General features: G+C 72.2%; 16 protein-coding genes. 9 read left to right on the top strand and 7 right to left on the bottom strand.

What is annotated here, in order from left to right; genetic code table 11:
* Nucleotides 1–23: 23 nt before the first annotated feature.
* Nucleotides 24–671, top strand: coding sequence for a LysE family translocator (locus ACWD11_RS27335; protein ID WP_451286145.1), 648 nt, complete (start codon nt 24–26; stop codon nt 669–671).
* 3 nt (nt 672–674) lie between these two features.
* On the opposite strand, the gene ACWD11_RS27330 is transcribed toward ACWD11_RS27335, so the two are convergent.
* Nucleotides 675–1,601, bottom strand: coding sequence for an oxidoreductase (locus ACWD11_RS27330; protein ID WP_451286143.1), 927 nt, complete (start codon nt 1,599–1,601; stop codon nt 675–677).
* Nucleotides 1,602–1,792: 191 nt separating this feature from the next.
* Here ACWD11_RS27330 and ACWD11_RS27325 point away from each other — a divergent pair, with 191 nt between their 5' ends.
* On the top strand, nt 1,793–2,953 hold the full coding sequence (locus ACWD11_RS27325) for an alkaline phosphatase PhoX (protein ID WP_389416155.1): 1,161 nt from the start codon (nt 1,793–1,795) through the stop codon (nt 2,951–2,953).
* Between the two features lie 134 nt (nt 2,954–3,087).
* Nucleotides 3,088–3,498, top strand: a complete 411-nt coding sequence (locus ACWD11_RS27320) for an LAETG motif-containing sortase-dependent surface protein (RefSeq protein ID WP_451286141.1) — start codon at nt 3,088–3,090, stop codon at nt 3,496–3,498.
* 115 nt (nt 3,499–3,613) lie between these two features.
* Here ACWD11_RS27320 and ppdK read toward each other — a convergent pair whose 3' ends face one another.
* Together ppdK and ACWD11_RS27310 are read right to left on the bottom strand one after the other, a co-directional pair.
* Nucleotides 3,614–6,319, bottom strand: coding sequence for a pyruvate, phosphate dikinase (gene ppdK / locus ACWD11_RS27315; RefSeq protein ID WP_451286139.1), 2,706 nt, complete (start codon nt 6,317–6,319; stop codon nt 3,614–3,616).
* 407 nt (nt 6,320–6,726) lie between these two features.
* Nucleotides 6,727–7,923 (bottom strand): ROK family protein, encoded by a 1,197-nt coding sequence (locus tag ACWD11_RS27310; protein ID WP_389416152.1) that lies wholly within the window; start codon nt 7,921–7,923, stop codon nt 6,727–6,729.
* Nucleotides 7,924–8,043: 120 nt separating this feature from the next.
* Between ACWD11_RS27310 and ACWD11_RS27305 the strand changes: the two genes are divergently transcribed.
* The 3 genes from ACWD11_RS27305 to ACWD11_RS27295 all read left to right on the top strand — a co-directional run bounded on the left by ACWD11_RS27305 (nt 8,044) and on the right by ACWD11_RS27295 (nt 13,679).
* On the top strand, nt 8,044–9,456 hold the full coding sequence (locus ACWD11_RS27305; RefSeq protein ID WP_451286137.1) for an MGH1-like glycoside hydrolase domain-containing protein: 1,413 nt from the start codon (nt 8,044–8,046) through the stop codon (nt 9,454–9,456).
* Nucleotides 9,453–11,390: an amylo-alpha-1,6-glucosidase gene (locus tag ACWD11_RS27300; RefSeq protein WP_451286135.1), complete on the top strand. Its 1,938-nt coding sequence runs from the start codon at nt 9,453–9,455 to the stop codon at nt 11,388–11,390. The genes ACWD11_RS27305 and ACWD11_RS27300 overlap by 4 nt, the downstream gene beginning before the upstream one ends.
* A 114-nt stretch (nt 11,391–11,504) precedes the next feature.
* On the top strand, nt 11,505–13,679 hold the full coding sequence (locus tag ACWD11_RS27295; protein WP_451286133.1) for a CDP-alcohol phosphatidyltransferase: 2,175 nt from the start codon (nt 11,505–11,507) through the stop codon (nt 13,677–13,679).
* Here the strand turns inward: ACWD11_RS27295 and dusB are convergent.
* On the bottom strand, nt 13,676–14,809 hold the full coding sequence (dusB, locus tag ACWD11_RS27290; protein ID WP_389416148.1) for a tRNA dihydrouridine synthase DusB: 1,134 nt from the start codon (nt 14,807–14,809) through the stop codon (nt 13,676–13,678). The genes ACWD11_RS27295 and dusB overlap by 4 nt on opposite strands.
* Before the next feature lie 79 nt (nt 14,810–14,888).
* Here dusB and ACWD11_RS27285 point away from each other — a divergent pair, with 79 nt between their 5' ends.
* The 3 genes from ACWD11_RS27285 to ACWD11_RS27275 all read left to right on the top strand — a co-directional run bounded on the left by ACWD11_RS27285 (nt 14,889) and on the right by ACWD11_RS27275 (nt 17,337).
* Nucleotides 14,889–16,331, top strand: coding sequence for an MFS transporter (locus tag ACWD11_RS27285; protein WP_451286131.1), 1,443 nt, complete (start codon nt 14,889–14,891; stop codon nt 16,329–16,331).
* Between the two features lie 111 nt (nt 16,332–16,442).
* Complete coding sequence (locus ACWD11_RS27280; protein ID WP_389416146.1) at nt 16,443–16,649, top strand: hypothetical protein; 207 nt, start codon at nt 16,443–16,445, stop codon at nt 16,647–16,649.
* Between the two features lie 64 nt (nt 16,650–16,713).
* The gene (locus tag ACWD11_RS27275) at nt 16,714–17,337 is read left to right on the top strand and encodes a GNAT family N-acetyltransferase (RefSeq protein ID WP_451286129.1); all 624 of its coding nucleotides are present in this window, start codon (nt 16,714–16,716) and stop codon (nt 17,335–17,337) included.
* A gap of 4 nt (nt 17,338–17,341) precedes the next feature.
* On the opposite strand, the gene ACWD11_RS27270 is transcribed toward ACWD11_RS27275, so the two are convergent.
* The 3 genes from ACWD11_RS27270 to ACWD11_RS27260 form a co-directional block, all read right to left on the bottom strand.
* Nucleotides 17,342–17,935, bottom strand: a complete 594-nt coding sequence (locus tag ACWD11_RS27270; RefSeq protein ID WP_451286127.1) for a TetR family transcriptional regulator — start codon at nt 17,933–17,935, stop codon at nt 17,342–17,344.
* Between the two features lie 23 nt (nt 17,936–17,958).
* Nucleotides 17,959–18,966, bottom strand: a complete 1,008-nt coding sequence (locus ACWD11_RS27265) for an aldo/keto reductase (protein WP_451286125.1) — start codon at nt 18,964–18,966, stop codon at nt 17,959–17,961.
* Nucleotides 18,967–19,040: 74 nt separating this feature from the next.
* Nucleotides 19,041–19,946 carry a LysR family transcriptional regulator gene (locus tag ACWD11_RS27260; protein ID WP_389416142.1) on the bottom strand — a complete coding sequence of 302 codons (906 nt, stop codon included), beginning with the start codon at nt 19,944–19,946 and terminating at the stop codon, nt 19,041–19,043.
* Nucleotides 19,947–20,007 lie beyond the last annotated feature (61 nt).

The following is a 20,007-nucleotide window of genomic DNA, read 5'->3' as shown; positions in this document are numbered from 1 at the left end:
GCGGGCGCTGCTTCCATGGCGGCATGGTGCCCACCGATCGTCTCCTCGCCTTCGCGGCCATGTCGTTCCTGCTGATCGTGGTCCCCGGACCCAGCGTGCTCTTCGTCGTCGGCCGGGCCCTCGCCCAGGGCCGGCGGGCCGCCCTGACGACCGTGGCGGGCAACACCGCCGGGGCCTATGTGCTGGTCCTGGCGGTGGCGTTCGGGGTCGGCTCGGTCGTGGAGCGCTCGGTGCTGGTGTTCACGGCCCTCAAGCTCGCCGGTGCCGCCTACCTCGTGTACCTGGGTATCCGGGCCTGGCGGGAGCGCGGGGCGCTGCGGGCCGCGTTCGCCGAGGACCCGGCGGGGGTCGCCGGGCCGGGCAGTGCGCGCACCTTCTGGGAGGGGTTCGCGGTGGGCGTGACCAACCCCAAGACGATCGTGTTCTTCGCGGCCGTGCTGCCCCAGTTCGTGGACCGGGGCGCGGGCCAGGTGACGGCTCAGATGCTGCTGCTCGGCCTGGTCTTCAACGTCATCGCGCTCGCCTCCGACAGCGTCTGGGGACTGGTCGCGGCAACCGCCCGGGGCTGGTTCGCCCGCTCACCCAGGCGGCTGTCGGCGGTGGGCGGAGTCGGCGGGATGACCATGATCGGCCTCGGTGTCACGGTCGCCGTGACGGGCCGCAAGGACTGACCCTCACGCGGTCAGGGCGTCGTAGGCCACCCCGGTCAGCCGCTCGGAGGCGGCCCACAGGTGCTGCCCCAGCGCGTCGTCGACGGTCCAGGGCGCCCGCCAGGACGGTGCCGGCGCGCCGCGCCAGCCCGCGAGGGACGGCCCGGTGAAGGAGTCGGGCGCCACGCCGGGTGCGGTGGCCGCGTACAGCGTGGGCAGGGCGCCGGCGTCGGCGGACTGGGCGACGACCCGGTTGCCGAGCCCCATGACGCGCTCGGCGATCCGGCGGCCCGCCATCCGGGGCCCCGCCGCCTGGAGGTTGGTCGCCGCGTACCCCGGGTGGGCCGCGGCCGCCACCACGTCCGACCCGTGCGCGGCGAGCCTGCGCGCCAACTCGTGCGTGAACAGCAGGTTGGCGGTCTTGGACCGGCTGTAGGCGATCCAGCGCCGGTAGCGGCGCTCGCTGTTGAGGTCGGTGAGGTCGACGGTGGACACGGTGTGCATGAGGCTGGAGACGGTCACCACCCGGGCCCCCGGGGTCCGCAGCAGCACCGGCAGCAGCAGCCCGGTGAGCGCGAAGTGCCCCAGATGGTTGACCCCGAACTGCCGCTCGAACCCGTCCGTGGTCGTCCCGTAGGGCAGCGCCATCACCCCGGCGTTGTTGACGAGGAGGTCGAGCCGGTCGTACGGCAGGCAGGACGCGAACTCCCGTACCGAGGCGAGGTCCCCGAGGTCGAGCCGCGCGTACTCCACCTCCGCGCCCGGTACCTCGGTCACCAGCCGGTCCCCGGCCTCGGCGCCGCGCCGTTCGCTGCGGCAGGCGAGCACCACCCGGGCGCCCCGGCGGGCCAGCTCGCGTGCGGTGACGTACCCGATACCGCTGTTGGCGCCGGTGACCACGGCGACGCGTCCGCTCTGGTCGGGGACGTCCCCGGTGTTCCAGCCGGCCATGACCGGGCTCCCTCCGCCGCGGGCTCCCGCTCAGCCTACGAGAGGACGCGCTCCGCGGAACGTCACGACCTGTCCATGGACTGTCAACCCGGTGCCCCTGGGCACGGTAACCCCGCCGCCCTAGCGTCCCTCTCCGCACGGCCCCCGCCGCCGACCGGTGGCGGGGCGGTCACTCCTCCCTTGGAGCGAGAGTGGAACGTCGTACTGTCCTGCGTGCGGCCGTCCTCGGCGGGTCCTCCGCCGTCTTCGGCGGAACCCTGTGGCGCGGCGCCGCGTACGCCGCGCCCGCCCAGCCCGGCACCGGCCCGTACGGGGCGCTCGGCGCGCCGGACGCCCGCGGCATCCGGCTGCCCAGCGGCTTCACCAGCCGGGTGATAGCCCGGTCCGGTCAGACGGTCCCCGGGACGTCGTACACCTGGCACAACGCCCCCGACGGCGGGGCCTGCTACGCGGACGGCACGGGCTGGATCTATGTCTCCAACTCGGAGATCAACCCGGGCGGCGGGGTGAGCGCGGTGAAGTTCTCCGCCACCGGCGCGATCACGGGGGCGTACCGCATCCTGTCGAACACCCGCACCAACTGCGCGGGCGGCAAGACGCCGTGGAACACCTGGCTGTCCTGCGAGGAGGTCTCCCTGGGCTACGTCTACGAGACGGACCCGTGGGGCGTGAACGCGGCCGTGCGGCGGGACGCGATGGGCCGCTTCAAGCACGAGGCGGCGGCCGCCGACCCGGTCCGCAAGGTCGTCTACCTCACCGAGGACGAGACGAACGGCCGCTTCTACCGCTTCGTGCCGAACACCTGGGGCAACCTCTCCTCCGGCACCCTCCAGGTGATGGTCGCGGGCTCCGGCACCTCGGGCTCCTTCAGCTGGGCGAACGTCCCCGACCCGGACGGCTCCCCCACCACCACCCGCACCCAGGTCTCCGGCTCGAAGTCCTTCAACGGCGGCGAGGGCTGCCACTACGCCGACGACAAGGTGTGGTTCACCACGAAGGGCGACAACCGGGTCTGGCAGCTCAACCTCCTCAACAACACCTACGAGCTGGCCTACGACGACTCCCTGGTGACGTCGGGCACGGCCCCCCTCACCGGCGTGGACAACATCACCGGCTCCTCCTCCGGTGACCTGTTCGTCGCCGAGGACGGCGGCACCATGGAGATCTGCGTCATCACCCCGGACGACGTCATCGCCCCCTTCCTGCGCATCGACGGCCAGTCCGGCTCGGAGATCACCGGCCCGGCCTTCTCCCCCGACGGCCGCCGCCTGTACTTCTCCAGCCAGCGCGGCACGACGGGCAGCTCCTCGGGCGGCATCACCTACGAGGTGACGGGTCCGTTCCGGGCCTAGCCTCCACGGCCGGGCGGTGGCGCAGAGCTACCGCCCGGTCACGTCACGCTTGCATCACAGGTCCGTCGAACCGCCGCGCCACCATGCGCCCCTCAATACGGTCAACACCTCAATTCCGGACCAAGGGGGGTTCCATGAACCTGTTCCGCATGCCCGCCGCCTTAGCCGTGGCCGCGTTCGCGCTGGCCGTGACGCCCGGCGCCGCCCAGGCCCACGAGGGCACTCACCCGTTCGAGAACTGCTCCGAGGCGTACGCCAACGGGTACGCGAACATCGCCGAGGGCGACGAGCACTACGGCAGCCATCTGGACCGCGACGCGGACGGCATCGGCTGCGACCAGCCGCCCGCCGACTTCGAACCGGCCGACGACGCGGCCGACGACTCGGCCGACGACGCGGGCAAGGACACCGCCGACGACACCGACCTCGCCGCGACCGGCGGCGACGGCGCCACCCCCTACCTCGCGGGCGGCGGCGCGGTCGTCATCCTCGCCGGCGGGGGCGTACTGATGGCCGTCCGCCGGCGCCGGGCCGGAACGGAGTAGAACGCGCCAAGGGGCGGCACCCCCGCACGGGTGCCGCCCCCTTCTCGCGTTCCGGAGCCGCCGTGGATCGGTACTGAGGGTCGGGGACCCGCGACGGCTCCGGAGCCTGGGAAGGTCAGCGGTGGTCGCTGCCCTCCGACTGGGTGGCCGCACGGCCCGCTTCCAGGCGGGCGACCGGGATGCGGAACGGCGAGCAGGAGACGTAGTCCAGACCCACCTCGTGGAAGAAGTGCACCGACTCCGGGTCACCGCCGTGCTCGCCGCAGACGCCGAGCTTGAGGTCGGGGCGCGTCTCGCGGCCGGCCTTCGCGGCGGCGGCGACCAGCGAGCCCACGCCGTCCTTGTCGATCGTCTCGAAGGGGCTGACGCCGAAGATGCCCTTCTCCAGGTAGGCCGTGAAGAACGATGCCTCCACGTCGTCCCGGCTGAAGCCCCACACCGTCTGGGTGAGGTCGTTCGTGCCGAAGGAGAAGAACTCCGCCGCCTCCGCGATCTGACCGGCGGTCAGGGCGGCGCGCGGCAGCTCGATCATCGTGCCGATCGCCAGCTTCAGCTGGGTGCCGGTGGCCGCCTCGACCTCCGCGATCACCGCGTCGGCCTCCTCGCGGACGATCTCCAGCTCCTGGACCGTGCCGACGAGCGGGATCATGATCTCCGCACGCGGGTCGCCCTTGGCGTTCTTGCGCTCGGCCGCGGCCTCCGCGATGGCCCGTACCTGCATGGTGAACAGGCCGGGGATGACCAGGCCGAGGCGTACGCCGCGCAGACCCAGCATCGGGTTCTGCTCGTGCAGCCGGTGCACGGCCTGGAGCAGCCGCAGCTCGTTCTCGTGCGGGTCCTTGCGGGCCTCCGCCAGCGCCACCCGCACCGACAGCTCGGTGATGTCCGGCAGGAACTCGTGCAGCGGCGGGTCGAGGAGGCGGACCGTCACCGGCAGACCGTCCATCGCCGAGAACAGCTCCACGAAGTCCTGCTTCTGCAGCGGCAGCAGCGCCTTCAGGGACTCCTCGCGCTCGGCCTCCGTGTCGGCCAGGATGAGGCGCTCGACCAGCTCACGCCGGTCACCGAGGAACATGTGCTCGGTCCGGCACAGGCCGATGCCCTGGGCGCCGAAGCGGCGGGCCCGCAGCGCGTCCTCGGCGTTGTCGGCGTTGGCGCGCACCCGCAGTCGGCGCTTGCGGTCGGCGAACGCCATGATCCGGTGCACGGCCTCGACCAGCTCGTCGGCGTCGTTGGCGCCCGCGTGCATCCGGCCCTCGAAGTACTCCACGACGGGAGAGGGGACGACCGGCACCTCACCGAGGTACACCTTGCCGCTGGAGCCGTCGATGGAGATGAGGTCGCCCTCCTCCACCACATGCCCGCCCGGCACGGTCATCCGGCGCCGCTTGGTGTCGACCTCCAGCTCCTCGGCGCCGCAGACACAGGTCTTGCCCATGCCCCGGGCGACCACGGCCGCGTGGGAGGTCTTGCCGCCGCGGGAGGTCAGGATGCCCTCGGCCGCGATCATGCCGTCCAGGTCGTCGGGGTTGGTCTCCCGGCGGACCAGGATGACCTTCTCGCCCGAACGCGACCACTTCACGGCCGTGTACGAGTCGAAGACCGCCTTGCCGACCGCCGCGCCCGGCGAGGCCGCGATGCCCCGGCCGACCTGCTGGGTCTTGGCCTCCTCGTCGAACTTCGGGAACATCAGCTGCGCGAGCTGGGCGCCGTTGACGCGCTGGAGCGCCTCGGTCTCGTCGATCAGGCCCTGGTCCACCAGCTGGGTGGCGATCCGGAAGGCCGCGCCCGCCGTGCGCTTGCCGACGCGCGTCTGCAGCATCCAGAGCTGGCCGCGCTCGATGGTGAACTCGATGTCGCAGAGATCCTTGTAGTGGTTCTCCAGGGTCTCCATGATCTGCATCAGCTGGTCGTACGACTTCTTGTCGATCGTCTCCAGCTCCGCCAGCGGCACGGTGTTGCGGATGCCCGCCACCACGTCCTCGCCCTGCGCGTTCTGCAGGTAGTCGCCGTACACGCCCTGGTGGCCGGAGGCCGGGTCACGGGTGAAGGCGACGCCGGTGCCCGAGTCCGGGCCCAGGTTGCCGAAGACCATCGAGCAGACGTTGACGGCCGTGCCCAGGTCGTGCGGGATGCGCTCCTGACGGCGGTACAGCTTGGCGCGGTCGCCGTTCCAGGAGTCGAAGACCGCCTTGATGGCGAGGTCCATCTGCTCGCGCGGGTCCTGCGGGAAGTCCCGGCCCGCCTCGGTCTTGACGATCTTCTTGAACTTGGCGACGAGCTTCTTGAGGTCGGCCGCCTCCAGCTCGGTGTCGACGGTGACCTTCTTGGCCGCCTTCGCCGCCTCCAGCGCCTCCTCGAACAGCTCGCCGTCGACGCCGAGGACGGTCTTGCCGAACATCTGGATGAGGCGCCGGTAGGAGTCCCAGGCGAACCGGTCGTCGCCGGCCTGCTTGGCCAGGCCCTGCACCGACTTGTCGGACAGGCCGATGTTCAGCACCGTGTCCATCATGCCGGGCATGGAGAACTTGGCACCGGAACGTACCGATACGAGGAGGGGGTCGTCGGCCTGGCCGAGCTTCTTGCCCATCTTGGCCTCGAGGGCGTCGAGGTGCGCACTCACCTCGTCACGCAGTGCCGCCGGCTCCTCGCCACTGTCGAGGTAGACCTTGCAGGCCTCGGTGGTGATCGTGAAGCCGGGGGGGACGGGGAGGCCCAGGTTGGTCATCTCGGCGAGGTTCGCACCCTTACCGCCCAGAAGGTCCTTGAGCTCCTTGTTGCCCTCGGTGAAGTCGTAAACGAACTTTTTGTTTTCCGACACGGGTCCCAACTCCTCGAGGACTCGGTGGCTGCCCTGACGGCGAGGAACATACCCAGATCGAAGGCGCCTGGGTACGTCCACTTGTGCGTCATGCGCCTGTAACCAGTCGTCACCCACCGGATCGAAAGTCAAAGCTTGGCAAGGAAGCGCACCGCCATGTGTTCACTTCTTGAACGAATACACCTCCCCGGACCCAGAGAATGCGCTCACCTGAGCGGCTCTCTCCACGTCTGAGTTCGCTCGATGAACGATCAAGGGGTGGCACCGAGTGCCACCCCTTGGAGAAGTGCAGTAGCCCATGATTCGCTCATCTGAGCGCAACCCTTATCAAGGGTGGCGAGAATCACGCTGCCACAGCCGCCGGGATTTCACCATGCGGACGTGGCGTGAGACCGGAAACGCGCCGGTCACACGCCGAGCGCGGTGAGCCGCTCCTCGGCCCGCTCGGGCGCGTACAGATGCTCCACGACCAGCGCTCCGGCCCCGACCAGACCGGCCCGCTCGCCCAGCCGGGAGGTGACGACCTCCAGATGAGCGGTGGAGCGCGGCAGCGCCCGCTGGTAGAGCAGCTCGCGCACGCCGGTCAGGAACGGCGTCCCGGCCAGGTCGCCCGCGATCATCAGCACCCCGGGGTTGAGCAGCGTCACCACGGTCGCCAGCACGTCCCCGACCTGCCGTCCCGCCTCCCGGGCCAGGCCCACGGCCTCCGGATGCCCCGTCGCCAGCAGCTCCCGCACATCCGAGCCGGACGCCGCCCGCACCCCGGCCTCGGCCAGCCGCCGGGCCACGGCACCGCCGCTCGCCACGGCGGCGAGACAGCCGTAGGACCCGCAGCGGCACAGGGCGTCGGCGCCCACCCGGATGTGCCCGATGTCCCCGGCGCCCCCGTCGATGCCCCGGAAGAGCGAGCCGTCCACGACGACGCCCGCGCCGATCCCGGTGGAGACCTTGACCAGCACGAACGCCGAGCAGTCGGGGTATGCGGTGCGCTGCTCGCCGTACGCCATGAGGTTGGCGTCGTTGTCGACGAGGACCGGCACCCGGGGCGCCGCGGTGTGCTCGGTGAAGGATCTGGCGAGACGGCCGGTGATGTCGTAGCCGTCCCAGCCGGGCATCATCGGCGGCTGGATCACCCGGCCGGTCTCGCTGTCGACCGGGCCCGGCACCGCGAGTCCGATGCCGCAGACCTCGCCGGCCCGGTGGCCGGCCTTCCCCAGCAGGTCGGCGAACCAGCGGCCCAGTTCGCCGAGGACCGCCTCGGGACCGTCCTCGACGACCAAGGTGCCGCCGTGCTCGGCGAGGATCTCGCCGGTCAGCGTCAGGACGGCGGCGCGGGCGTGCCGGGTGTCGAGGTCGGCGGCGAGGACGACGGCGTGCGCGTCGTCGAACTCCAGGGTGATCGAGGGGCGCCCACCCAGCGGGGAGTCGACCGGGCCGCCGGCGCCCTCGCGCAGCCAGCCCGCGCGGAAGAGCCGGTCCAGGCGCTGCCCGACGGTGGCCCGGGACAGCCCGGTGACCTGCTGCAGGGCCCCGCGCGTGGTGGCCCGGCCGGTGCGGACCAGTTCGAGCAGATCGCCGGCGCTGACCTGACCGCGACCCGTCATGCGCACCCCCTTGTGTTTCTCAAGCTTGCATTACATATTGAGTTTTGCGTGTTAAATAGACGTAACCCTACGGTAGCCACTGCCGAACCGATCAGCCCAGTCGTCTCCGGGGAGTCCCGAGTGGATCGCATCGCCGCTTTAGCCGCCCGCCCCGCACAGCGGCCCTTCGTATACGACCCGGCCGGCACGGCAGGTTCGCTGCACCTCGCGGCCGCCCGGGTCCTGGAGTCCAACTGGACGGGTGCCTCCACGGTCCCGTCGCGCGGGCTGTATCCGCACCAGTGGTCCTGGGACTCGGCGTTCATCGCGATCGGCCTGCGGCATCTGTCGCCGTTACGGGCCCAGACCGAGCTGGAGACGCTGCTGGCCGCCCAGTGGGGCGACGGACGGATCCCGCACATCGTCTTCAACCCCTCCGTGCCGCTCGACGCGTACTTCCCGAGCCCCGACTTCTGGCGCTCCTCGACCGCGGGGCGCGCTGCGGGCGCCCCGCGCACCGTACAGACGTCCGGCATCGTGCAGCCACCGGTGCACGCCCTGGCCGCCTGGCTGGTGCACCTGGCCGACCCCGGCCTGTCCCGCGGGAGCGGCTTCCTGGCCCGGGTCTACCCGAAGCTGGCGGCCTGGCACCGCTATCTGCTGCACCGGCGTGACCTGGGCGGCGGCGGCCTCGCCTCCGTCGTGCACCCGTGGGAACAGGGTATGGACAACAGCCCCTGCTGGGACGCCCCGCTGGCCCGCGTCGCCCCCGCCCCGGCGCGCTCCTTCCGCCGCGCCGACCTGGACCACGGCGCCCCCGAGGACCGGCCGACGGATCTGGACTACGGGCGGTACGTCCGGCTGGCGACGGACTACCGGGACGGCGGTTACGCCGACGGGACGGGCGCGTTCGCCGTGGAGGACCCGGCCTTCAATGCCCTGCTCATCGCCTCCGAGCACGCCCTGGCCCGGATCGCCCGCGAACTGGGAGCGACGGGCACCGCCCGCCACGCGCGCGCCGAGCGCCTGACGGGCGCCCTGGTGGAGCGCCTGTGGGACCCCGAGCGCGAGATGTTCTGCTGCCGGGACGTGCGCGGCGGCGGGCTGATCCCGGAGCGGTCGGTCTCCGGCCTGATCCCGCTCCTGGTGCCCACGCTGCCGGGCAGAACCGCCGAGGCCCTGGTGCGCACCGCCCGCGGACCGCACTTCTCGCTCGGCGACACCACCCGTCTGGTGCCGAGCTACGACCTGCTCGGCGAGGCCTTCGACCCGCACCGCTACTGGCGCGGCCCGGCCTGGTTCAACACCGCGTGGCTGATCGAGCGCGGCCTGCGCACCCACGGCGAGCACCATGCGGCCGACGCGCTGCGGCGCTCGGTGCTGGAACTGGCCGGCAGCTCCGGATTCGCGGAGTACGTCGACCCGTACACCGGCGCGGCCTGCGGCACCGCCGACTTCAGCTGGACCGCGGCGCTCGCGCTCGACCTGCTGCACGACGAGCCCGCGAGGGACCCGTACGGCGTGAGGGAAGTCAAGGGAGGGGACCGGGGATGACGGAGCGCCATCATCTGCTCGTGCACGGGGAGACGTTCGCCGCCGTGGGGGACGGCGGGGACATCAGCGGTGTGCGGGGCGTCGGCTCGCCGGACGGCTTGTTCGTCCGTGACGCCCGGCACCTCAGCCGCTGGCAGCTGACGCTGGACGGCGCGGTGCCGGAGGCGCTGACCCCGGTGGCCGACGGAGACACCGCCCGCTGCGTCCTGGTCCCCCGGGGCGGCCGCCAGGAGCCCCCGGCGTACACGCTCTTCCGCGAACAGGCGGTGGGGGACGGCTCGTTCGTGGAGTTGTTGCGGGTGACCAGCAACCTCCCCGTCCCCTCCACGGTCCGCCTGGCGATCACCGCGGACGCGGACTTCACCGACCAGTTCGAACTGCGCTCCGACCACCGCACCTACACCAAGACCGGCGCCACCCGCTCCCGCCATGTCCTCGACCACGGCCTGGAGTTCACCTACCGGCGCGGTGAATGGCGATCCCGTACGACGGTCACCGCCGAGCCGGCCCCGGACGCGGTGGAGGAGACCGGAACCGGCGCGCGGCGCCTGGTCTGGACCCTGGACCTGGACCCGCACGGCTCGGCGGAACTGGCGCTGCGGGTGATGGCCCGCCCGCACGGCGACAAGCGGGCGCTGCGCGTACCGCGCTCCCCCGCCGCGCTGAACGACCAGCTGATCGCCCTGGAGGGCGAGTTCGTGACGGGCGTCTCCTTCCCCACCGGCTGGCCCGAGCTGGCGGCGGCCTGCGCCCGGGGCCTGGCGGACCTGGCCTCGCTGCAGATCCCGGCGACGGGTCTGGACGGCGAGGAGGTCCGGGTACCGGCCGCGGGCGCCCCCTGGTTCCTGACCCTGCTGGGCCGGGACGCCCTGCTCACCTCCCTGTTCGCCCTCCCGTACCGCCCGGCCCTCGCGGCGGCCGTCCTGCCCGCGCTGGCCGCCACCCAGGCCCGGGAGACGGGCACGGCCTCGGTGGCGCAGCCCGGCAAGATCGTGCACGAGGTCCGGCATGGCGAGCTGGCCCACTTCGGCCAGGTGCCGTACGGCCGCTACTACGGCTCGGTGGACGCGACCCCGCTCTTCCTGGTCCTGCTGGGCGCGTACGTGGAACACACCGGGGACGTCGTCCTGGCCCGCCGGCTGGAACCGCACGCCCGGGCCGCCGTCGCCTGGATGCTGGACCACGGCGGCCTGACCTCCCGCGGTTACCTGGTCTACCGCGCCGACCGCGGCGGCCTGGCCAACCAGAACTGGAAGGACTCCCCCGGCGCCATCTGCTGGGCCGACGGCACCCGGGCGAGCGGCCCGGTGATGGCGGCGGGCGCGCAGGGCTACGCGTACGACGCGCTGCGGCGCACGGCCGGGCTGTCGCGGACGGTGTGGGCGGACGCGACGTACGCGGCGCTGCTGGAGCAGGCGGCCGGCGACCTGCGGGACCGTTTCCAGCGGGACTTCTGGATGCCGGAGCACTCCTTCCCGGCGCTGGCCCTGGACGGCGAGGGCCGCCAGGTGGACGCGCTGGCCTCGGACGCCGGGCATCTGCTCTGGTCGGGCCTGCTGGACAAGGAGTACGGCGCACTGGTGGGCCGGCGCCTGCTGGAGGCGGACTTCTTCTCGGGCTGGGGCGTACGCACCCTGGCCGCGGGCCAGCCTGCGTACCACCCGCTCTCCTACCACCGCGGCTCGGTGTGGCCGCACGACAACGCGCTGATCACCCTCGGCCTGTCCCGCTACGGCCTGCACGACGAGGCCCGGACCGTGGCGCACGCCCTGGTCGACGCGGCGACGACCACGGGCCACCGCCTGCCGGAGGTCCTGGCGGGCTACGGCCGCGACACCCACCCCGAGCCGGTCCCCTACCCCCACGCCTGCGTCCGGGAGTCCCGCTCGGCGACGGCCCCCCTGGCCCTGCTGACGGCGGTGGGCGGGGCGTAGCGCCCCGGTTGTTCACCGAACGGTGGGGCGGACGGGCTGAACAAGCGCGGGTGCGGGCCCGTACGACATCACGGCGGGCCCCCGCCACCAGGGACCGCACGGAAGGACCACCGGGTGCCCGCCTTCACGCGCCTACACCGCCCACCGCAACCAACGCCCCCCGAGGCCACAACCACGGAGGCGGCGATACCTTCGCCCGCCACAACCGCCCCGCCGGGGGAAGACGCCCCGTCGGGCGAAGACGGCTCGGGCGGGGACGGCGGCACGGCCGAGGACGGCAAAGCGGGCGCGGCCGAAGAAGGCGGCGCGGCGGAGAACCGCAGCGCGGGCGCGGACGGCGGCACAGCCGAGGACGTGAACGCGGGCGGGGTCGGCGACTCGGACAAGGACGGGGGCTCGGGCGGACAAAGCGGCGCGGCGGGTAAGGCCACCGCGGCCAAGGACAGCAGCGCGGCCAAGGACGGCAGCCCGCCCGGAGACAGCGGCCCAGCCAGGGACAGCGGCCCAGCCAGGGACAGCGGCACGACCGCGGGCGAGGACGGCGGCTCGGGCGGACAACGCGGCGCGGCGGAGAACGGCAGCGCGGGCGCGGACGGCGGCGCAAGCGAGGACGTCGACGCGGCCAAGGACCGCAGTGCCGCCAAGAACCGGAGTTCGGGTGGCCGGGGCTGGAAGTCACTGGTCGTCACCGTTCTCTGCGCGGTGCTGGTCCTGGGCGCCCTTCTCCTCCCCAACAGCCTGGCCGCCCTGCGTCCCAACCGCTTCGCCCGTATCCCCGCGGAAGCGATCGTCGGTGGCGCCGTCCTGCTCGCGCTGCCCCGGCGTCCGCGCATCGCCCTCGCGGCCGTGGCGGGCACCGCCCTCGGTGCACTCACCGTTCTCAACTTCCTGGACATGGGGTTCCGCGCCTACCTGGGCCGGGGCTTCAACCTCGTCCTCGACTGGTCCCTCCTCGACGACGCCCAGGGGTACATGAAGGACTCGATGGGCGCCGCCACCACGCTCACCGCGACCATCGGCGCCGTCCTGGTCGCCGTACTCCTCCTCGTCCTCACCGCCCTGGCCACCGTCCGCCTCGCCACCTTCCTCGCCGGCCACCGACAGCGGGCCACCAAGGCCACCCTCGTCGCCGGGACGGTCTGGATCACCTGCTCCACCCTCGGCCTCCAGCCGGCCGGCATGCCCCTCGCCGCCGACCGGGCGGCCTCCGCGCTGGCGATCCAGGCGAGGCGGGTGCAGGCCACCCTGAAGGACGAGGCGGCCTTCGCGAAGGAGGCGAGGGCGGACACCTTCGGCGCGACTCCGCCCGCCCAGCTCCTGCCCGACCTGCGCGGCAAGGACGTGATCTTCTCGTTCATCGAGAGCTACGGCAGAAGCGCCATCGAGGACCCGGTCATGGCACCGGGCGTGACGGACACGCTCGACGCGAGCACCAAGTCGCTCCAGGCGGCGGGCTACCGGGCGCGGAGCGGCTGGCTGACCTCCTCGACCTACGGCGGCAGCAGCTGGCTGGGCCACTCGACGTTCCTGTCCGGCCTGTGGATCGACAACCAGCAGCGCTACACCACCGTCACCTCCGGCGACCATCTGTCCCTCACCAAGGCGTTCCGGAAGACCGGCGCCTGGGACACGGTGGGCATCATGCCGGGCATCCAGAAGGCCTGGCCGGAGGCCGACTTCTACGGCCTGGACAAGGTCTACGACGCCTTCGGACTCGGGTACCAGGGACCGAAGTTCAGCTGGTCGACCATGCCGGACCAGTACGCACTGGAGGCCTTCCAGCGCATGGTCCACGGCAAGAAGCGCGACAAGCCCCTGATGTCGGAGATCATCCTGACCTCCAGCCACCAGCCCTGGGCGCCGATCCCCACGCTGGTCGACTGGGACGACCTGGGCGACGGCTCGCTCTTCGACGCCGTCCAGCGGGACGGCGAGAAGGCGCAGGACGTCATCACGGACACCACCAAGTCCCGGGAGGAGTACGGCAGGTCGATCGAGTACTCGGTGACGTCCCTGACCCAGTGGCTGGAGCGCTACGGCACCGAGGACACGGTCCTGGTCTTCCTCGGCGACCACCAGCCGATCGCCAGGGTCAGCGGCGACAACGCGAGCCGGGACGTCCCCGTCTCCCTCGTGGCCAAGGACCCGGAGGTGCTGGAGAAGATCACGGACTGGAACTGGACGGAGGGCCTGCAACCCGCCCCCGACGCCCCGGTCTGGAAGATGGACGCCTTCCGCGACCGCTTCCTGACGGCCTACGGCTCAACACCCCACCCCACCAAGGACTAGCCGCCGGAGGTGTCCAGCTCCGCGTCCTCGCTCACACCCGCGCAGTCGTACGGGTCCTTCAGCCAGCCGTCCGGCAGGACGACCCGGTTGTTGCCCGACGTACGGCCCCGCGGCCCGTCCGCCCCGAGCGGCCAGGGCTGATCGAGGTCCAGCTCGTCGAGTCCGGACCGCAGTTCCGACAGCGACGAGGTGACGGCGAGCCTTTTGCGCATCTCGGAGCCGACGGCGAAGCCCTTCAGGTACCAGGCGACGTGCTTGCGGAAGTCGATGACGCCCCGCGCCTCGTCGCCGATCCACTCGCCGAGGAGCGTGGCGTGCCGGACCATCACGTCGGCGACCTCGCGCAGCGCGGGACGCGCGATGTCCTCGGGGCGGCCCTCGAAGGCGGCGACCAGGTCCGAGAACAGCCACGGCCGCCCCAGGCACCCCCGCCCGACGACGACGCCGTCGCAGCCGGTCTCCCGCATCATCCGGACCGCGTCCTCGGCCGACCAGATGTCGCCGTTGCCGAGCACCGGGATCTCCGGCACATGCTCCTTCAGGCGGGCGATGGCCTCCCAGTCGGCCGTGCCGCCGTAGTGCTGCGCGGCGGTACGGCCGTGCAGCGCGATCGCCGTGACGCCCTCCTCGACCGCGATCCGGCCGGCGTCGAGGTAGGTGATGTGATCGTCGTCGATGCCCTTGCGCATCTTCATCGTCACCGGCAGCTCCCCGGCCCCGGAGACCGCCTCGCGCAGGATCGCCCGCAGCAGATTCCGCTTGTACGGCAGTGCCGACCCGCCGCCCTTGCGCGTCACCTTCGGCACCGGGCACCCGAAGTTCAGGTCGATGTGGTCGGCGAGGTCCTCCTCCGCGATCATGCGGACGGCCTTGCCGACGGTCGCCGGGTCCACGCCGTACAGCTGGATCGAGCGGGGCTTCTCGGTGGCGTCGAAGTGGACCAGCTGCATGGTCTTCTCGTTGCGCTCGACCAGCGCCCGAGTGGTGATCATCTCGCTGACGAACAGCCCTTTGCCGCCGCTGAACTCCCGGCACAAGGTGCGGAAGGGCGCGTTGGTGATCCCGGCCATGGGGGCCAGGACGACGGGCGGCTGAACAGTGTGCGGGCCGATCTGCAGGGGCTTGGGCATGCCTCCATTGTGCCGTGCAATGAGTTCGTAAAATTCTTTAGTTAACCGCACTATCGAATTTCGGGTTACGCTGGAGCGCATGCCCGAGCTCAGCCCCCGCCGCCGCCTGCTGGTCCTCGCCGTCTGCTGCATGAGCCTGCTCATCGTGAGCCTGGACAACACCGTGCTGAACGTGGCACTGCCGTCGCTGCAGGAAGACCTGCACGCCGACACCGCCGGGCTCCAGTGGACGATCGACGCCTACACCCTGGTCCTCGCGTCCCTGCTGATGCTCGCGGGCTCCACGGCAGACCGGATCGGCCGCAAGCGGGTCTTCATGGCGGGGCTGGTCGTGTTCACGCTCGGCTCGCTGCTGTGTTCCCTGGCACCCAGCCTGGAGCTGCTGATCGCGGCCCGGACGGTCCAGGCCGTCGGCGGTTCCATGCTCAACCCGGTCGCCATGTCGATCATCACCAACACCTTCACCGATCCCCGGGAGCGGGCCCGCGCGATCGGCGCCTGGGGGGCGGTGGTCGGCATCTCGATGGCCGCGGGGCCGCTGGTGGGCGGGCTGCTGGTGGACTCCGTCGGCTGGCGCTCGATCTTCTGGATCAACCTGCCGGTGGGGATCGCCGCGCTGCTGCTGACCCTGCGGTACGTGCCCGAGTCCCGGGCACCCGAGCCCCGCCGGGTCGACCCGGTCGGGCAGGTGCTGGTGATCGTGCTGTTCGGCGCGCTGACGTACGCGATCATCGAGGCGCCGCACGCCCCGACCGCGGCCGTTCCCTTCGCGGTACTGGCGGTGGTCGCGCTGGTGGCGCTGCTCCGGTACGAACCGCGCCGTGCCGAACCCCTGATCGACCTGCGCTTCTTCCGTTCGGCGCCGTTCAGCGGGGCGACGGTGATCGCGGTCAGTGCGTTCGCGGGGCTGGGCGGGTTCCTGTTCCTGTCGACGCTGTATCTGCAGAACGTGCGCGGGCTCAGCGCCCTGGAGGCGGGGCTGTGGATGCTGCCCATGGCCGTGCCGACCTTCCTGTGCGCTCCCCTGTCGGGGCGGCTGGTGGGCAGCCGGGGACCTCGGGTGCCGCTGCTGGTCGCGGGGGTCTCGATGACGGTGAGCGCGCTGCTGTTCGCCCTGTTCGACGCGGAGACGTCCCATGCCGGTCTCTTCACCGGGTACGTCCTGTTCGGCATCGGCTTCGGGTTCGTCAACGCGCCCATCACCAACACGGCGGTCTCCGGGATGCCGCGCGCCCAGGCCGGGGTCGCGGCGGCCGTCGCCTCCACCAGCCGGCAACTGGGCCAGACCCTCGGCGTCGCCGTCGTCGGAGCGGTACTGGCGGCGGGTATCGGCACCGCGTCGTACCGGGAGGCGTTCGTGTCGGCCGCGGCACCGGGCTGGTGGATCCTCACGGCCTGCGGGCTGGCGGTCCTGGTCCTCGGCCTGCTCACCACCGGCCCCTGGGCGCGCGGCACCGCGGAACGCACGGCACGGCGACTCGAGACGGTGCGGGCAAGCGACCGGAGTCGTCTCCACGCGTAGCCGCCCATGGCCCGCAGGACACAGGTTGGCCAACTCCCTGTGAAGAGGGCCCCTGTCGATCACGGTCTTGCTGCACACTCCTCCTTGACTTCCCGGGACTCTGGAGGCGTCGTGCCGCCGATCAACACGAGCAAGGTCACCCGCTGGGACCAGCACGGACGCGAGCACGTCGTACAGGTGCGGCGGGCCGGAGTGCAGCGCACGGTCAGGTGCGAGACCTGCGGGTGGCGCATCTCGGCGCAGTTCCTGCCGTGGCTGAAGGCCGAGGAGCATCTGGCTCAGGCGCACCAGGCGACCGTGGACCCGTCCGTCGCCTGACCGGGCGGGCCCGCCTCCCGCAAGTATCTTGTGGGAGCGCTCCCATACACGGCAGGATGCACGGGTGACCCCACTGCCCGCCGTACGCCCCTATCGCCCCGCGGACCGCGCCGCGCTCGACGACATCTGCGTCCGCACCGCCCACGTGGGCGGCGACAGCCGACCCTTCTACGCGGATCCCGGCGTCTTCCCGGCCACGTTCTCCGCCCCCTACGCCGAGTTGGAGCCGGAGCTCGCCTTCGTCCTCGACGACGGCCGGGGACAGGCGGTGGGGTACATCGTCGGCACCGCCGACACCCCCCGCTTCGCCGCCGACTTCCGCCACAAGTGGCTGCCGACGGTCGCCGACCGCTACCCGGCTCCCGAGGGCCCGCCCACGACCCCCGACGAGACGATCGCCGCGCTGCTCCACCACCCCGAGCGGATGGTCCTGCAGGAGCTGCTGGTCTACCCCGCCCATCTGCACATCGACCTGCTCCCCGACTGGCAGGGCAAGGGCCACGGCCGCGCCCTGATGCGGACGTTCCTCCACGCCCTGCACACCGGCGGGGTCCCGGCCGTCCACCTGTCCATGGCGACGGCCAACACCCGGGCGCGGGCCTTCTACGACCGGATGGGCTTCCACGAGATCCAGGTGCCGGACCCGGGCGGGGCCACCTACCTGGGGCGGACGACCAAGGAGACCTGAGCCGTCAGACCGCCCGCAGCCCTCGCGCCAGCAGCTCCACCACGGCCTCGAACTCGTCCTGGGCCCCCGGCCGTTCCCACTCCCGGTGGTAGCCGGGGTCGTGGAAGCGGGCGGTGGCCTGGAAGACGGCGCGGGCGGTGGTGAGCGGGTCGGCGGAGGCGAAGGCGCCGGAGGCCACGCCCGAGCGGACGATCTCGGCGAGCTGACCGGTCAGTTCCTCGATGTGCTCGTCCACCGCGTCGCTGTTCTCCGCGGTCAGCACGGTGTACGTGGCGAACAGCTCGGGGTCGTCCCCGGCCTTGTGCCGCTTGGCGTCGAACAGGGCCAGCAGCCAGTCCCGCAGCCGGGTCTCCGGGTCGCGTCCGCCCTCCGCGACGATCCCGGCCAGCACCGCCGACGTACGGTCCAGCCAGCGCTTGGTCACCGCCTCGCGCAGCGCCGCCTTGGTCCGGAAGTGCCGGTAGACACTGCCGTGGCTGACGCCGAGCGCGCGGGCCACGTCCACCACGGTGGCCTTGGCCGGGCCGTGGCGGCGCAGCACGTCCTCGGTGGCTTCGAGGATGCGCTCGGCGGTCAGGGCTTCGGAGGTCGGTGCCATGCAGGAGACCGTACCGCCGGGTGCTACTTGCTGCCGAGGTGGGCCATCTGCGCGGCCGGGTAGCGGTCGCCCGCGGCGGCGCCGGCGGGCACCGCGCGCTCGATCGCGGCGAGGTCGGCGGCGTCCAGCGTCACATCGAGGGCGCCGAGGGATTCGGTCAGCCGCTGCCGGCTGCGGGCGCCGACGAGCGGCACGATGTCCTCGCCCCGGGAGAGCACCCAGGCGATGGCGATCTGGGCGACGGTGACGCCCTTTTCCTCGGCGATCGCGCGCAGGGCCTCGACCAGGTTCAGGTTGTGCCGGAGGTTGTCGCCCTGGAAGCGGGGCGACAGCGAGCGGAAGTCGTCGGGGGCGAGCCGGCGGTCGCCGGTGAAGTGGCCGGAGATCAGGCCGCGGGACAGGACGCCGTAGGCGGTGATGCCGATGCCCAGTGCGCGGGTGGTCGGCAGGATCTCCTCCTCGATGCCCCGGGAGATCAGCGAGTACTCGATCTGGAGGTCGGCGATCGGGGCGGTGGCGGCGGCCCGGCGGATGGTCTCGGCGCCGACCTCGCTCAGGCCGATGTGGCGGACGTAGCCCTTCTCGACGAGTTCGGCGATGGCGCCGACGGTCTCCTCGATCGGCACGTCCGGGTCGAGCCGGGCGATGCGGTAGACGTCGATGTGGTCGACACCGAGCCGCTGCAGGGAGTACGCGGCGAAGTTCCGCACCGCGGCGGGCCGTCCGTCGTAGCCGCTCCAGCCGCCGTCGGGGTCGCGCAGGGCGCCGAACTTCACGCTGACCAGCGCCTGTTCGCGGCGGCCTGCGGGCGCGCCGCGCAGCGCCTCGCCGATCAGCATCTCGTTGTGGCCCATGGCGTAGAAGTCGCCGGTGTCGAGCAGGGTCACGCCGGCCTCCAGCGCGGCATGGACGGTCGCGATGGACTCGGCCCGGTCGGCGTCGCCGTACAGCGCGGACATGCCCATGCAGCCGAGGCCGAGGGCGGAGACCCGGGGGCCGGTGGTTCCGAGGGTTCGGGTGTTCATCGTCATGCCTCCACCCTGCCCCATCGGCTGACAGATTTCAATATCTGTCATTCCATACTTGTCAGTCCGGTCCTTGCCGGTCAGCCGGACGTCTCGGGCCGCGCGGGCGGGACCCCGAGGACGTCGAGCATCGCCCGGGTCGCCGGGCTGGGGTTGAACCGGCTCCACGCGAGCACCTCGATGCGGCGCGGCCCGCCCACCACCGGGACCAGCGCCAGTTCGGGGTCACCGGCCGCCAGGGGGCGGGCGAAGGCCGACGGCAGCAGGGCCACCCCCAGCCCGCGCGCCGCCAGCCGGACGATCAGCTCGACGACCCCGACCTCGTACGCCACGTCCCGCGCCAGCCCCGCCGCGGTGAACGCCCGGTCGGACTGGGCCCGGGCGGGCGTGCCCGGCATGAAGTCCACGAACGTCTCGCCCGCGATGTCCCGCAGGGTGACCCGGGAGGCCGCCGCGAGCCGGTGCCCGGCCGGTACGACCAGCACATGCTCGTCATGGTCGAGCACCAGGGTCTCCACCGTCGCGGGCCGCTCCCCCTCGGGCAGACCGAGAAAGGCGATGTCCAGCTCCCCGGCCCGGACGGCCGCCACCAGATCGTCGCTGCGCCCGGAGCGCAGCACGACCCGGACCTCCGGGTGCCGCGCCCGATACCGCTGCAACAGCTCCGGTACGTCGACCGCGGCGGTGGTGACGATCACGCCGACGGCGAGCCGGCCCCGTACCACCCCGGCCGCCGCGGCGGCGTCCGCGACGGCGCGGTCGGCGGCGGCCAGGCACTCCCGGGCCCGCGCGACGAACGCCTCACCGGCACTGGTCGGTTCCACCCGCCGACTGGAGCGGGCGAACAGCCGGACCCCCAACTCCCTTTCCAGAGCGGCGATCCGGTGACTGAGCGACGACTGCACCACGGAGCACCGCTCCGCCGCCCGCGTGAAGTTGCGGGTCTCGGCGACGGCGACGACGTACCGCATCTGCTGAAGATCCATCGAATGATGGTCCTCATTCATCGCTGCCATGGCAACCATGCTTTGGAGCCATGACGGGCCC

This window comes from Streptomyces sp. NPDC002776 (assembly GCF_053592195.1).
This window is presented reverse-complemented; position numbering and strand designations above follow the sequence as displayed.

Coding starts and splice junctions, on each gene's coding strand:
- ACWD11_RS27335 (WP_451286145.1), top strand. CDS start 24: ATGGTGCCCACCGATCGTCTCCTCGCCTTCGCGGCCATGTCGTTCCTG.
- ACWD11_RS27330 (WP_451286143.1), bottom strand. CDS start 1,601: ATGGCCGGCTGGAACACCGGGGACGTCCCCGACCAGAGCGGACGCGTC.
- ACWD11_RS27320 (WP_451286141.1), top strand. CDS start 3,088: ATGAACCTGTTCCGCATGCCCGCCGCCTTAGCCGTGGCCGCGTTCGCG.
- ACWD11_RS27310 (WP_389416152.1), bottom strand. CDS start 7,923: ATGACGGGTCGCGGTCAGGTCAGCGCCGGCGATCTGCTCGAACTGGTC.
- ACWD11_RS27300 (WP_451286135.1), top strand. CDS start 9,453: ATGACGGAGCGCCATCATCTGCTCGTGCACGGGGAGACGTTCGCCGCC.
- dusB (WP_389416148.1), bottom strand. CDS start 14,809: ATGCCCAAGCCCCTGCAGATCGGCCCGCACACTGTTCAGCCGCCCGTC.
- ACWD11_RS27285 (WP_451286131.1), top strand. CDS start 14,889: ATGCCCGAGCTCAGCCCCCGCCGCCGCCTGCTGGTCCTCGCCGTCTGC.
- ACWD11_RS27270 (WP_451286127.1), bottom strand. CDS start 17,935: ATGGCACCGACCTCCGAAGCCCTGACCGCCGAGCGCATCCTCGAAGCC.
- ACWD11_RS27265 (WP_451286125.1), bottom strand. CDS start 18,966: ATGACGATGAACACCCGAACCCTCGGAACCACCGGCCCCCGGGTCTCC.
- ACWD11_RS27260 (WP_389416142.1), bottom strand. CDS start 19,946: ATGGATCTTCAGCAGATGCGGTACGTCGTCGCCGTCGCCGAGACCCGC.